Raw genomic sequence first — 14,169 nt, 5'->3', positions numbered from 1 at the left:
ATCGTTCCTCCTTTTAGGAAACGGTTTTCGGTTTGGCGTTTGGATGGTTCGCCGGTGGTTGTCCGAGTGGGGTCTTGAGATCGACCGACCCTGTCTTGGCCCGCCGTTTCAGTTGGCGGATAACGACGGGACATTTGTCCTCGGACTGGTAGAGCACCTGACAATGCAAGCAGGTGACACACTCGTTCGGATTGATCTCACCGGTGGGGTGGATTGCCTGAACGGGGCATTCGTTGGCGCAGGTCTGACAGGGGGTGCCGCATTCCTTGTAGCGGCGTAGCCAGTCGAACATGCGCATTCGGGCCGGGATCGCCAGCGCCCCACCCAGCGGGCAGAGATAGCGGCAATAGAACCGTTCGATGAACAGCCCGATCCCCAGCAGCAGCAGCGCAAAGACCACGAAAGGCCAGTCGCGCATGAATTTCAGAATGATCGCGGTCTTGAACGGCTCGATCTCGGCATATTTCTCGGCCAGCGGGATCGACACAAAGCTAAGACCGAAGAGCCCAAGGAAGATCATGTATTTCGCAGGCCACAGCCGTTCATTCAGACCCCAGGGCAGGGTCCATTGCGGCACTTTCAGTGCCCGTGCGATCTTGTTGGTCAGTTCCTGCAGGGCACCAAACGGGCACAACCAACCGCAATAGGCGCCGCGCCCCCAGAACAGCAAGGCGGCAGCTACGGCGAACCATTGGATGAAGACCAGCGGGTCCAGAAGGAAAGCATCCCAGCTGAAACCGGTGCGCACACTGCCCGCTAGTGCCATCAGGTTCACCACACTCAGCTGCGCATTGGCGTACCAACCGATGAAGAACAGTGTCAGCGTCAGGTACCCGATGCGGAACCAGTAAAAGACCCGGGCGTTCATCGTGGCGTGGAACTGGAAGAAGAACGTCGCGGTCAGTATCAGCAGCATGACGCCCAGACCGGCAATCTCGACTGTGCGATCCTTCCAGATACGTTTCCAAAGAGCGGCTTTGGCGGCGGCTTCACCTGTGGCGTCATCCACAACGGTGGGGGCTACGACTGGCAACAGGTACTGCTCAGGCAGTTTGTAGCCCAAATCGAAGGTCAGGAACGTCTTTTCAACCGCACCGACGGCGCGTTGCACCAACAGTTGCAGGCGGAACGGTTCGGCCGGATCAAACTCTGCCTCAGCGGGGATTTTGAAGATATCCAGCTCGGTGAAACTGGGCGCATCGGCGGCCGCAACTCTGCCCAGACGCTCTTGCTGTTTATCAAAGAAGCGTACCGAATTATCACCTTGAATCAGCTGAATACGGTCGAAAATTCCGCCACGTACATAGCCTGACCCCTTGAAGCTATAGGCGCCACGACCCAGCACCAGGATGGCTTGCTCGCCCTCGCCCAGCCACTCGGTCAGGTTTTGATACTCGGCCTCGCCCAGCAGCGACTTGCCGATCGACGGGACTGAAACCAACGCCAGATGCATATCGATGAAGGTGTCGTCGGGCGCGCCCCGTTCACGGCGCCTGATGGCGCGCTGGTCGCCGGTGGCCTCGAACGCAGCGTTGACCTGACCGACATCCAGTGTCAGGCGTCGGACCGAGCCGTCACCCGAAAGCGTTGTCCAGTCATAAGTGGCGTCTTGTGCCATATCGACTTCGCGCTTTGGCCCGTCGGCCTGCAGCGGTGACAAGCCACCCAACCCCAACGCCCGCGCTACCTTGATGCCGCCACGCACGAGACTGTCGTCGATCACCATGATTGTGACAGTCGCGCCCGAGATAATGTCGAGGTCATGGCCCTCACCGCCTGTTTCAGCCTCAACCCTAAGGTCCAGGCCGGCGTAGCCTTCGGTCAGTTCGACCATGCGTGCGTTCGGAATCCCGATCAGTACGATGGGTTCCGAATGCTTGACCAGCTTAACGCCAGTAAGCACCGCATCATTGTCGATCGCTGCAACGACGTGAATGGGTTTGCCGGAATAGCCTGTGGTGCCCACGAAATCCGAGGTCAGAAAGGCCCAGGCAATCGTTTTGCCCCCTTTCAGGATAGGCGCAACCGGAATGTCTTTTCTGATCGGGCCAAATGCCTCGGCGCCGGGGATCAGGTCCGCGGGCTCAAGTTCTGGCAGAAAACTGGCTAGGCTGTCGGCATGTGCGCTGATCGCCATCAGGCAGGACAGAAAAAAGGCCAGCAGGAAATGGATTGCGCGACTTACGACCACGGCGCACCTCCAATGATTGGGGTGGACGCCATGGACGCGCGCGGGGCGCGTTCGGTTTTAAATTCTGCTGCAGGGGGAGGACCCCGGGTTTCTGGCCACAGCCGGTCAGAGCCATTTAGATCGAAGGACCTGTTGTTTTGGCAAGATAAGAATTGAACCCTTCCTCGTTGCGTCACTTCCAGCGGCATGGGCAGAGGTGCGGCACCGGTCACGGCGCACAGCGCGCAATCGGCGCATTTGGGGCAAGGTGCGGTCGGGTCTGCATCGCCTTTTTCAAGATCAACCTCGACCCAGACCGCGCCGCCCTCCGAGCAGATCTCAACCCACATGCTTTGCCCGGGACTCGCCAGCGCCGGGCTAAGCAGCTGCAAAAGCAGAAGGATTATACCTGCCACCGCACAAGCTGCGCGGGACGCGCAAACAGCTGAAATGTGCAAAGGATTATGGGCGGGCATGGAGAATCCAACTCGGTGATCTTTCCCAAGTCCTAAGAGATTCCCGAAAGCAGATACTTGACTTCGGTTAGGCCTTTGGAGAATCCGACTTAGCCGTCTGCTTCGTCCATCAAACTGCGTACCCAGCGCCCTGCAAACCAGCAGGCAGGTACACCCAATGGGATTGACCACAGGATGGCGGTGACAGGCTCAATCACTCCGAATCCGGCGCTGTTGGCGATCAGGCCAGCCAGAAAAAGGTTTATGGCCACGGTCAGCGCAGACGCTGGATACAGCAATATGGCCAGTTTCCACACCGGCCATTTGCCCTCAGTGGCTGGTTCCTTCCGAGAAGGTGATTTTGTTCCAGACATTGTACTTTCCCGAAGGTTTGCGCATCGGCAGACGGCGGACCTCTTCCAGTGTTTTTGCATCATAGATGATCACCGCGCCGTCATCTTCCCAGATCGAAACCAACGCATGGCTTCCGTTCTTGGTGAATTCCACATGGGCCACGGTTTTGCCCGGCGCTGGGCGCAGGGTCCGCACGATCTCAAGGCTTTGCTTGTCGATCACATGCATCACATCCTTGTTGGGCCCAAAGAAAACATCGGCCCAGACATATGGCGAGTTTTCATGGCTGCGCATGAAAAACCCCGGCCCTTCGGTCTTGATCCGCTTGACCGTTTCCCATGTCTCCATATCGATCACCGAGACGGTGCCATCAGTCAGGTGCGGCGTTGCCATCACAGTTGTATCGCCGCGCCGCCAGGTAATCCCGGATCCCAGATGCGGCATGCCGGGCAGATCCAGGTCAGCCACTTTTTGGCCAATGACCAGATCAATCACCTGACCGCCGTTCCCGTCGCGAGATGCGCCCATGACGTATTCATAAGTCTGGTCGAAAAAGAAATCGTCCAGATAGTCGGGCGTAGTGATCTTGCGTACTGGGAAAGGGTTAGGGTTCTTGAACTGCCCTTCGATACGAAAATCGTGTCCCAGCCCGGATTGGGGTGGATTGGCGCCATAGAAGACCTCCCAAATCTCTGGCACATCCTTCAAGGCCAGCACAAAGCTTTCCCGTGGCGGAGCTTGATAAACGGCCGAAACGCGGCTGGGATTACCTTTCCTGCTTTTAATCTCGATCACTTTTGCCACCGAAAGATCCCGGGTGGACAAAAGGGTCAGGCTGTTGGGTAGGTAATTCGCCACCGCCAGCCATTTGCCATCGCCTGACATGGCAATGTTGCGGCTGTTTAGTCCCGCCCGCACGCGACCCACCTGTCGCAACGCCCAGATGTCATATTTCTGGACCCAGCCATCGCGGGACATGATGAACACGTAACGCCCATCGGGGCTGAACTTTGGGCCGCCATGAACGGCAAAAGGAGTTTCAAATCTGTCCAAAACCTCAAATGTGTCACCGTCCAGAACGCTGACATGGTGGTCTCCGGTTTCCACCACCAACGTGATGTTCATCGGATCACTGGACCAAACGGGCGCATCAATCTCGACATAGTCTGCGTCCAGCGTACGGCTGGCCATGATGTCTGCCTCGGCCCAGTCCGGGGCGGTCTCGAGCGGGGATTTCAGCCAACCTGCCAACTCCTCAATCTGCAGGGCGTTCAGATTATGCGCAAAGGCTGGCATCTGGGTGGCGGTGCGCCCTTCGGTGATCACGGCGGCAACCCGCGGCCCGCGCATGCGTTTTAGCGTTTCGGGTATCAAGGCCGGACCAACACCGCCCAGCCGGGTGTCACCATGGCAGGACGCACAATGTTCGGCATAGTCGGACTGGGCGTCGGCCCATGCGGCGCTGTTCAGCAGAAGCGCACACAGTGTTCCAAGCGTCCGAGCCCTAAAAGAACTGATGCGCCGGATCATGGCTTTTCCCCCGGAAAGGTGTGACCTGCAGGCGTTTGCCCGCTTTATCCACGCCAATTTCATCGTTTGACAGGTAACAGGCCGGGTCCTCGGCCCAGGGATCGCCCGTCAGTTGCAGGGCCCGAATGCGCGTGTTGCCACCGCAAACATCCCTGAGCTGACAAACTCCACAGCGCCCTTTCAGCGGACGTGGGCGAGTGCGCAGCATGGCCAGCATCTTGTCGTCCCCGGTCCACAACTCGGAAAACGGCGTCGTTTTCACATTCCCGACCGTGTAATCTGACCAGTAGGTGTCGGGATGGACCCGACCAAGATTGTCGATATTGGCCACCCCCAACCCGCTGGAGTTCCCGCCCCAGGCCGCCAAATGCGCACGTATATGCGAGGTCTTTTCGGCATCAAAATGCGTCCTGACCCAGTTCAGAAAATATCCGGCGTCGGCATCGTTATTGCCGGTGACGATATCCAGCGGGCGCCCGCCCGAGGCAGCCTCCCACGCACGGTCCAATAACAGATCCAGACCTTTGCGCGTGCGCAGATGCTCGGCATCCTCGCCTCTGTTCTTGTCGCCGCGACCGGCGTAAACCAGATGAGACAGGTAGAATTTGTCGACCCCCTCATCATCACACAACTGCAGGAGATCGGGCAGATGGTGCTGTGTGCCCTCGGTCAAACAGAATCGCAAACCGACCTTGATGCCGCGTTTCTTGCACTCGCGCACGCCGCGCAGGGCATCTGAAAAGGCGCCCTCGACACCTCGGAACCAGTCGTTTGTGGCCCCGATCCCGTCAAGTGATATGCCGACATAGTTAAAGCCGACATCAGCGATCATATCAGCGGTTTCATCGTAAATCCGCGTGCCATTCGTCGACAGCGCCAGCATCGGCACCAACTTGCGCGCCCGGTTGGCGATATCAAAGAAATCGAACCGATCCAGCGGTTCCCCCCCCGAGAGGATCAGGGCCGGGACGCGAAATTGGCCGAGATCCTCAAGGGTTACCATGGCTTGCTCGTGGCTGAGCTCACCCGGGAACGCGACGTCCGCCGAAACAGTATAGCAATGGCGGCATTTCAGGTTGCAGCGCCGGGTCAGATTCCAGATGACCACCGGCTTAACCGGGCCGGGGCGGCGCTTGCGCGCGAGGGTCGGGGTGACCAGTTGCTGCATGTATTCAGTCAGGCGGAACATGGCGTTTGGCCTTTCGGTTTCAGGCGCAGCCCGGTCTTTTTCAGGATGCGCGTTGAATACAGGATGTCCTTGCCCCGGCAGGCACTGCCCAGAATACCGGCAATCTCGGCCCGTTTTTCTTCGACTTCACCCCTGTCTTTGCCATGGACCATGGCGAACAGGTTGTAAGGCCAGTCGGGCAGGGCACGTGGACGTTCATAGCAATGGGTGACAAAAGGCAGACCGCCAATATGTGCCCCCAAATCAGCGATTTGACTGTCATCGACGTCCCAGACTGTCATGCCGTTCGAAGTCATGCCCAGTTTGTAGTGGTTCGGGGCTGCGGCGATACGACGTATAACGCCGCGCGCCTTAAGTTCTGCGAGGCGATACAGCAGCGCTTGTTCGTCCATCCCAAGGCTTTCAGCAACCCGAGCGTAGGGCGAAGGCACCAGGGGCAATCCGCCCTGCAGAACCTCGATAATCAGTCTGTCTTTTGCGTCGATCATGCCGCCACCCGGAAGCCAATGAAGAATTCCTGCAACTTGGGAAATCTGAGAACTTCGATCCCCGTCTCTTGTTCGATCGCATCGGCGCAGGCCTCAATCCCTTGGGGCGTTTCGGTGGCCAACACGAACCACATGTTCAGCCGGTGCGTACGTTCATAATTATGGGCAACTTCGGGATGCGCATTGACTTTGGTCAGGACGGATTCAAATGCCTCTGTCGGTATGGCCATGGCACATAGGCAAAAAGCCCCGCCCATCGCGGCTGCGTCAAAGAACGGGCCAAAGCGCGTGATGACCCGGTCATCCTTCATCCGTGATAGGCGAACCAACAGATCCTGTTCCGAAATCCCCAGTTCTTGGGCCACCATCGCATAGGGTTGTGAGGTCAGAGGTAAGTCGTCCTGCATTCGGTTCAGGATTGCCCGATCAGTTTCGTCCAGGGTCATGCCGCCGTCTCCTTGGGTTGGATCAGCGCGCCGGTCTGTTTGAAACAGCGCGTCGAAAACAACACCTTGTGCTGCGCGCCAAACAGCTCAGGCAATGCCGCAGCCCCGGCCAGGACGTTTCGCGCTTCGCTGCGCGAGCGGGCGTGGATCATGGAATACAGGCGGTAGGGCCAGATGTTTTCAACGGGTCGACGCTCATAACACAGTGTCACGCCAGGGTATTTTGCCAGCGCAGGCCCGGCACGATCGACCTGATCAGTTGGCATATCCCAGACCACCATCGCATTGGCCGACCAGCCCAGTGCCCGGTGTCTTACGATCACGCCAAGACGCGAGACAATTCCAGCCTCGTGTAAGATCCGGATCCGCGTCATGGCGTCCTCTGGTTTACGGTCCAAAGAGGCGGCCAGTGCTGCGTAAGGTTCGCAAACCAGCGGTAAGCCGGAACTAAGCGCCTGCATCAATGAGCGATCACCCTTTTGCAGAACGGAACAGTCCACCTTGCGCGGTGCCGGTACGTTGCGTTGCTTGCCTGTCATTCGAAAGCCCAAATCAACATTGAACGGCCGAACCAGACGCAAGTCCAAAACCTGCAAACCGGTTTGCAGGCCAATCCGGGCCAGAGTGGCGTCCACATGCGCGCGATCAGGGCCGGTCGCTACAAACCAGAGGTTCCATTTGTCCTCACGTTGATAATTGTGGTTCACACCGGGCTCTGCGTCGATCAGGGCGGCAATGTCCTCCAGATGCTCCTCGGGTGCGGCCACCGCGGCCAGAGTGCTGGCCGTCACCGCGCCCGGAGTGATCGTGGCCCCGACCCGGGTGATCCGGCCGGTCGAACGCATTCGCGCCAGACGGTTCAGCACTTCAGCTTCGTCCAGCCCCAGCGCCTTGGCCACTGGCTGAAACGGGCGGTCGATAATCGGAAATTCGCGCTGAAAATCGTCCAGCAGGCGACGGTCGATCGGGTCAGTGATATGTTGCATGGGTTACAACCCTGTCCTGTGCGCGCGGGCGGTGAAAAAGATACCCGAGGGGCTGTCCGCCGCGATCTCGCGCAGCTTTTCAAAGCTATGCGTGTCGTAGACCACGACCTTGTTGGCGTCGCGGACACTGATCCAGACCTCATGCCCGCGTGCCGTGAACTCCATATGCAGGACGGCAGGGCCCGGAGAGAATTCGTGGATGACCTGTTTGCTGACGCTGTCGATGACCTGAATTGTATCGTTCAATGGATGGGCAAAATTCACCCAGACCTGTCGCCCGTCCGGGCGCGCCATGGCAAAGACCGGCTGACCATGGGTTTGGGTGCGGCCTGTTTCTGTCAAGGTTTCGGCGTCAATCCACAGAACCTCATGGTGGCCGACCGCGGGCAGGACAAATTCGCGATCCGTCAGTGCCCAGCCCTCAAGATGAGGCATCTTGTATACCGGCATCTCTTCCTGTCCGCGCCCATAGCCCGGCAGCACGCGGATCGGTTTTGGATTGTCTGCCCATAGGTCCAGTGCGGTCAGCCCGTCCTCACCAAACAGACCGGTGATATAAGTGCGACCATTGGCGGTGATCAGCGCGTCATAGGGGTTCTTACCCATATCGGTGATCTTTGTGATCTCGGGCGCGCCATTTGCGAAATCAGCAATCCAGGTCTCGCCCGTGTCCCACATGGAAAACACGAACCGACGGCCCGGCGCATCGACAAGACCTATGGTTTTGCTGTCGGTGGGGATGTAGGCAACCAGTTCCAGCGTATCCGCGTCGAACACGCGTACGCCACCCGGCTCATAGTTTGACACCGCAACCAGTTGGCCGTCATCCGAAATCGCGCCGCCAATGGCATTGCCAGCCTGCACGACCCGATTTGCAATCTGACGGGTCACTATATCAACCTTGGTCAGCCCGCCATCGCGGCCAAAAACATAGGCAAAGCGTTCGTCGGGTGAATAGACTAGGGAGGCGTGGGACAGATCGCCCAACCCTTCGATCCGTGCCAATGCGGCCCGGTCCGACTGGTCCACCAATAAGACCGACCCTTTTGCCCGTTCGATCACAAGGCCCAGATCTCCGGTGGCGGTGGGGTCTGCATTGGCAGGTGTCATCATCATTAGGGCAACGATGCCAAGGGCAAGTTGTTTCATTTTGCCTCCTGTTCCAGCAGGTATCGGGCGATCCATTCGGCCTCTTCTTCGCTGATCAGGGGGCGCCAGGGGGGCATAGCCGTGTCGGGGATGCCGTCCAGTATGACCCCCGTCAGGACGTCCGCCTCGTAATGTTCCAGAGTTTCCGGTCGCAGATCAGGACCAAGCCCGCCTTTCAGGGACAATCCGTGGCACGAGCCGCAATCCTGGTGGACCAACCGTTTCAGGGCGGTTGGGTCGATGGCGTCAGCGGCCAGAGCGGAAGTGGCAACCAGAACGACGGCAGTCAGAACAGTATGCGCGGCCCAGCCCGGCTGCTTGCGGTCCATATGCGCCAGGCTACCCATGCGCCCGCTCCAAAATCTCGGTCAGGGCCTGATTGGCATAAAGCGAAACGACCTTTCCGATAATGAATAAGGTAGGAGCCTTCAGATCCGCCTTGCGCGCATCCGCGGCAATCTGGTCCAGTCGGGATACAAGGCGGCGTTCAGAGGCACTGGTGGCCTGCCCAACAGCCAGGACCGGGGTGGATCCGGGTAGGTTCTCGGTCATCAAGCCGATGGCGATCTGGCCGATATTGGCCACGCCCATATAGACGACCAGCGTCGTATCCGGGTCCGCCAGTCGTTTCCAATCCAGATCAAGAACTTTGTCGGACTGCCTGTGCCCGGTGACATATTGAACCGAGGTCGCCAGTCCGCGATGGGTCAGGGGCACGCCGGTCGAACAGGATGCGCCTTGTGCCGCCGTGATGCCCGGTGCGTATTCGACCGTAACACCGTGTGCCATCAGAAAAGCGGCCTCTTCCGAGCCGCGACCAAAGATCATCGGATCCCCGCCTTTCAGCCGGGCCACAACGTGACCTGCGCGTGCGTGTTCCAGCAGGATTTCGTTGATGCGATCCTGAGGAACAGTGTGGCACTTGGGGGCCTTGCCGACGGCGATCAGCCGCGCGCCTTCGGTGTGCATGGCCAGAATTTCATCCGAAACAAGGCGATCATAGACCACCACGTCCGCCTCCTGCAGCATACGCAGGGCGCGCATGGTGATCAGTTCGGGATCACCAGGGCCGGCACCAATCAGAAAAACCTTACCGCTCATGTGCAAACTCGCTTGTTCTGAATGTCTTCGGAACCCGGTGTTTTGGTCGTTTCCATGCGCGAATATGGAACGTTGCTGGGGGAACCGGGCGTGTCATGGAAACAAGTTGGCGCACAGGTAAACCGACCTCCTTGACTTAAGTTAAGGAGCACGGGAATTGCGCCCGCGCATCTTTCAGCGTGCCGCTTATCAGGGCTCTACGGTGACCATTCCGAACATGTTCTGTGTCTCCCAATGTGGTCCGCACAGGTAATCCTGGGCGCCGGGAACAAGAAATGTCAGATCAACAAATTCCTCGGGGAACAGGCGGTCACTCTCGGCTTTGCTGCCATCTTTCAGCAGGACGCTATGGCTGGTGCGTTTGTCTACGTTCACCCAACGCACTGTGGTCCCCGCTTTGACCGTCAGTTGGGCTGGGCAGAAATTGTATTTGTACATCAGCACAACCTCTGCATCTTCCACATCTGAAGACGGCTGACCGAACAGATCCACGTAGCGGGTTTCTGCCTCGGCGCAGATCTCAGCTGTGTCTTCGTCAGCGGCCACCGCAGGTGACGCCAAAGCCAGAAATGCAGGAAGAAGTAGGCGGATCTTCATCGTCCAAGTCTCCATACCTAATACTTTGGGGCCGGTTTACCCGGCCCCATCAGTCATTGCTCGACCACGTTGATATTGGCACTGTCGTCGTCCAGCGCGAAGCTTGTGTTCAGCGTTACGTGGTGGAATCGTGCCGCGGCAAAGTCATCGTGGATTGCAAAGCCGACCGTATAGGTCTTGCCCGGTTCCAATGGCACATCACCCGGTGCGCCCGAGTTTAAGGGCCGCGAGAACGTGACGGTCCAAATACCACCCGACAAGTTGGCCGAGGCGGCGATTTCGCCATCATTGACTATGCGCTGTTCCAGAAGATAGCCGTTGCTGGCGCTGCCATCGGCATAGACGCGCATCAGATCCAGATAGGTGCCGTCATCCAGATATTGCGCGATCTGCGCTTCGGCCTGCAATTTGTCCCAGCCACCCAGAGCTTTCCCGCGCCGGCCTTTGACTTCGACCTCGGTGCGGCTTTCGCTGATATATTTGGTCACAGTGTCCTGAGCGGCCAGGCGGCCTGCAACATCGCCATTGGCGACAATCGCATCTGCACCCGGGTCAAACGGCATATAGGTGTTGTCCGCGTGGCACGAGGCCCAGCAGCCCACCTGATCCCCCATTTCGATCCCGGTTCCGGTGATCATCATGGCGACCTTGATCTGGTTGTCCGGGTCCATCTTCCCGCCATCCACAAATGGTGCAGGATTGTGACCTGCATCCGGCCATTGCAGGCGGATATAGAGGTTTTCGGCATCATGGGCCGCCTGAACAGTTGCGTCGATCACACCACGTTTTCCAGGGATCGGGGTTGGTTCCAGCTCGCCGCCTGCGACGATCTTGTTTCCAATCATGTCCAATTCCTTGGCATGACAAGTCGAACATTGGTCGCCACCTTTTGTCAGTGGCCGGGCGCCGCCGTGGAACTTGCCATTCTGAACCCATTCAAACGAAGCCTGACCGGGATAAAACAGCTTCAGATCCGCGCTTGCGATGCTGGTCCAGTCGATATCGCCTCCGATATCGCTGCCACCGCCTGCCGGGGCTGTAGATTCTTCACCGCTTGATTTGGCGCGTTCTTCGGCGACTGCAGCGTCCACAGCGGCTGCGATCTGGGCTTGCACCGCCTCTTGTTGTGCTGTCTTGGCCGATTTTTCGGCTTCGGCCTCAGCCGCCTCCTTGGCTTCTACACGGTCGAGACTGGCCAGGTATTCTGGCGGAATTGCACGGATGAAATCAGGATTCGGGGCTTCAATCTGTTCCAGATATTCATCTGTGGCCCTGTCGCGGATGTTCGAATGCGCAATCCCTTTGTGGCAGTCGATACAGGTCTGGCCTGTCTCCATTGCGTTCAAATGTTGCTGGCGCGCGCGGGGGCGCTGGAACTCGGGCATCATCGATTCAAAGTCGTGGCAGTTGCGGCACTCGCGCGAATCTGTAGCCTTCATCCTTTCCCATTCATTCATCGCCAGATGGATACGCTTAGCTTCGAACTTCTCGGGTGTACTGATCGAGCCAACCACCTTGCCATACAGTTCTTTGGACGCCTTGATCTTGCGGATCATCTTGTGGGTCCAGTCCTTGGGTACGTGACAGTCGGAACAGACCGCCCCGACCCCCGATCGGTTCACATCGTGGATGGTCCCGGTGTATTCTTCATAGACGAAATCGCGCATCTCATGGCACGAGATACAGAACTCTTTGGTGTTGGTGGCTTCCATGGCGGTGTTGAACCCACCCCAAAAGACGATCCCGGCGGCAAAGGCAGCGGCAATACCGGCCACAGGCATTCCCCACAGGAAATACCGACGCCAGATCGGTGGTTTCTTATCTGGATCGGAGGTCATGTCCGGGCTCCGTTTTGGCTGTGTTGACTGGCGCGGCGTGTCAGGCCTGCGCATTCGGCTGATGGATGAAACAAGGACAGGGCGGGCGAGGGGCCCGCCCTGCTCCGAGTTGATCGAAACCCGTCAGGTGACGTGGTTCGACCGGTTGTAGACGTTGAACTTGCCGGTCGGGGCGTACAGCCCTTCGATGCGACCGATCTCTTCCAATGTCTTGGCGTCAAAGATCACGATCTGACCGTTGGGTTCTTTTGAATCCGACAGGTTCCACTTGGACACCCAGACCTCGGTTCCATCCGCGTTGAATTCAAAGTGAACAGCGGCGCTGCCTTCGTCTTCGGTGATCTGGATGGTTTTCACGATCTCGCCGGTCTCTTTCGAGATGACCTGCACAGATTGCTGCACTTCCGGTTCCGGGTGTTTGGTCTGGTCAGCCCAGATATAGTCCGATTCCGGATGCGTACGGACGAATAGGCCCGGACCGTCTGTTTCCACTTCGTAGCAGATCTTCCAGGCGTCATCGGGTCGGTTTTCGGGGTCGTTGCCCCAGACCGTCACGGTGCCAACCCCGAGGTGGGTTGTGCCAGCTACCGGTCCGCAATTCGGGTCAATCCAGTTAGCGCCCGGACCGGGATGCGGCAACGCGGCCGTGTCGATCATCGCCTCAAGCTTGTGGGTCTCGGTATCTACAACCACCATCTTGTTCGATGCGTTTGCAGCGATCTGGAAATACCGGCCCGTCGGATCGAAGAACCCGTCATGCAGGAATTTGGCGCTGTCGATCTTGTCGATCCGCAGATTGTCTAGATCAGTATAATCTACTTGCCACAGTTGCCCCAGCTCTTTGACGGCAACGATCCAGGTCGGCTCATTCGGAGTTGTGTAGATAGCGGCCACGCGAGCCTCTTCCACATAGTCCCCGTCCACGTTCACGCCGCGGGTCGATACAACCTTGACCGGCTCCATCGTCTGGGCGTCTACGATTGCAAAGTGCGGCGGCCAATAGCCCCCACCGATGACATATTTACCGTCGCCGGAAACGGCTACGTCGCGCGCGTCATACGCGATCTTGACTTCGGAAACCAACATCTTGTCCGGCGTCTGCCAGAGGTCGATCTTGGTCATCTTGCCGTCGCGGCCCATGGTGTACCAGAAGCGACCGGGCTGTTCCGGCTCTTCCAGCGAATGGTGTTCGGATGCTTTCAGAACGTGCACCGCATAGCCGGTCGGAATATGTGTCAGCACCTCTTTGGTGTCGCCATCGATAACAGCGACTTTGCCGACGTCACGCTCGATAACAACAAAGAAGTTTTCCCAGTTACGGCCATGCATCGGCTCGGTTGGGTAGTCCTCTTCTTCAACATATACCTTGCGGGTCGCCATCATCTGGTCCAGCGACATTTCAGGTGGTTTGGGCGGCTCCATCATGATGTAAGTCGCCATGTCTTTGATTTCCTGCTCGGACATGATGTCCGAGAAGTTGTTCATCCCGCCTTCGGTGCCCCAGGCGATGATCTTCTCAAGCCGCTCTTGCCCAAGCGCAAGTGTGCCGCCTTCGGTCACGGCGCCGTCAGCTGCGGTTTTCTTCCAATGCGGTTCAAGATTCTTGCCAGTGGCGCCTTTACGCAAGACACCGTGGCACCCCGCGCATTGTTCAAAGTAAAGTTGTTTGGACGCTTCAAACGCTTCTTCGTTCAAAGTTGGCTCTTCGGCGAAAGCTGGTGCAGCGACACTGCCCAGCAACATCGCCAAACCGACCCCGAAGACGCGGCCCGTTTTGGTATAGCTGATTCCAAGTGACATGATCACTCTCCATTTGCTGGTGAGGCGGTCCAAGCGTGGGGCATCGCGCAAGGGTGCTCCTTGACG

General features: G+C 58.1%; 13 protein-coding genes. All 13 read right to left on the bottom strand.

Features of this window, described 5'->3' with window-relative positions; all coding sequences use genetic code 11:
* Window positions 1–13: 13 nt before the first annotated feature.
* The 13 genes from AC2FH8_RS07590 to AC2FH8_RS07530 all read right to left on the bottom strand — a co-directional run bounded on the left by AC2FH8_RS07590 (window position 14) and on the right by AC2FH8_RS07530 (window position 14,103).
* A complete protein-coding gene (locus AC2FH8_RS07590; RefSeq protein ID WP_281995293.1) occupies window positions 14–2,137 on the bottom strand; it encodes a NosR/NirI family protein in 2,124 nt (707 codons plus the stop codon).
* 598 nt (window positions 2,138–2,735) lie between these two features.
* Window positions 2,736–2,897 (bottom strand): hypothetical protein, encoded by a 162-nt coding sequence (locus AC2FH8_RS07585; RefSeq protein ID WP_334223305.1) that lies wholly within the window; start codon window positions 2,895–2,897, stop codon window positions 2,736–2,738.
* Between the two features lie 58 nt (window positions 2,898–2,955).
* Entirely contained in the window at window positions 2,956–4,509 is a 1,554-nt protein-coding gene (locus AC2FH8_RS07580) for a cytochrome D1 domain-containing protein (RefSeq protein WP_496689131.1), read from the bottom strand.
* Entirely contained in the window at window positions 4,484–5,698 is a 1,215-nt protein-coding gene (gene nirJ, locus AC2FH8_RS07575) for a heme d1 biosynthesis radical SAM protein NirJ (RefSeq protein WP_496689129.1), read from the bottom strand. The genes AC2FH8_RS07580 and nirJ overlap by 26 nt, the downstream gene beginning before the upstream one ends.
* Window positions 5,686–6,186, bottom strand: a complete 501-nt coding sequence (ahbB, locus tag AC2FH8_RS07570) for a siroheme decarboxylase subunit beta (RefSeq protein WP_496689127.1) — start codon at window positions 6,184–6,186, stop codon at window positions 5,686–5,688. The genes nirJ and ahbB (AC2FH8_RS07570) overlap by 13 nt, the downstream gene beginning before the upstream one ends.
* Entirely contained in the window at window positions 6,183–6,632 is a 450-nt protein-coding gene (locus AC2FH8_RS07565; RefSeq protein ID WP_142635234.1) for an Lrp/AsnC family transcriptional regulator, read from the bottom strand. The genes ahbB (AC2FH8_RS07570) and AC2FH8_RS07565 overlap by 4 nt, the downstream gene beginning before the upstream one ends.
* On the bottom strand, window positions 6,629–7,618 hold the full coding sequence (ahbB, locus tag AC2FH8_RS07560; protein ID WP_142635236.1) for a siroheme decarboxylase subunit beta: 990 nt from the start codon (window positions 7,616–7,618) through the stop codon (window positions 6,629–6,631). Before ahbB (AC2FH8_RS07560) ends, AC2FH8_RS07565 begins: the two co-directional genes overlap by 4 nt.
* Before the next feature lie 3 nt (window positions 7,619–7,621).
* Window positions 7,622–8,767: a cytochrome D1 domain-containing protein gene (locus tag AC2FH8_RS07555; RefSeq protein WP_496689125.1), complete on the bottom strand. Its 1,146-nt coding sequence runs from the start codon at window positions 8,765–8,767 to the stop codon at window positions 7,622–7,624.
* Window positions 8,764–9,114, bottom strand: a complete 351-nt coding sequence (locus AC2FH8_RS07550) for a c-type cytochrome (protein ID WP_271948625.1) — start codon at window positions 9,112–9,114, stop codon at window positions 8,764–8,766. The genes AC2FH8_RS07555 and AC2FH8_RS07550 overlap by 4 nt, the downstream gene beginning before the upstream one ends.
* On the bottom strand, window positions 9,107–9,868 hold the full coding sequence (cobA, locus tag AC2FH8_RS07545) for a uroporphyrinogen-III C-methyltransferase (protein ID WP_271948622.1): 762 nt from the start codon (window positions 9,866–9,868) through the stop codon (window positions 9,107–9,109). The genes AC2FH8_RS07550 and cobA overlap by 8 nt, the downstream gene beginning before the upstream one ends.
* Window positions 9,869–10,057: 189 nt before the next feature.
* Window positions 10,058–10,465 (bottom strand): cupredoxin domain-containing protein, encoded by a 408-nt coding sequence (locus tag AC2FH8_RS07540; protein WP_281972618.1) that lies wholly within the window; start codon window positions 10,463–10,465, stop codon window positions 10,058–10,060.
* Window positions 10,466–10,518: 53 nt separating this feature from the next.
* Entirely contained in the window at window positions 10,519–12,303 is a 1,785-nt protein-coding gene (locus AC2FH8_RS07535) for a NapC/NirT family cytochrome c (RefSeq protein ID WP_496689122.1), read from the bottom strand.
* 123 nt (window positions 12,304–12,426) lie between these two features.
* A complete protein-coding gene (locus tag AC2FH8_RS07530) occupies window positions 12,427–14,103 on the bottom strand; it encodes a cytochrome D1 domain-containing protein (protein ID WP_271948614.1) in 1,677 nt (558 codons plus the stop codon).
* Between the last annotated feature and the right edge of the window lie 66 nt (window positions 14,104–14,169).

It is taken from the genome of Ruegeria sp. CDSC025 (genome assembly GCF_059610805.1).
Note: the sequence above shows the minus strand (reverse complement) of the source record. Positions and strands in the feature narration are given on the sequence as shown.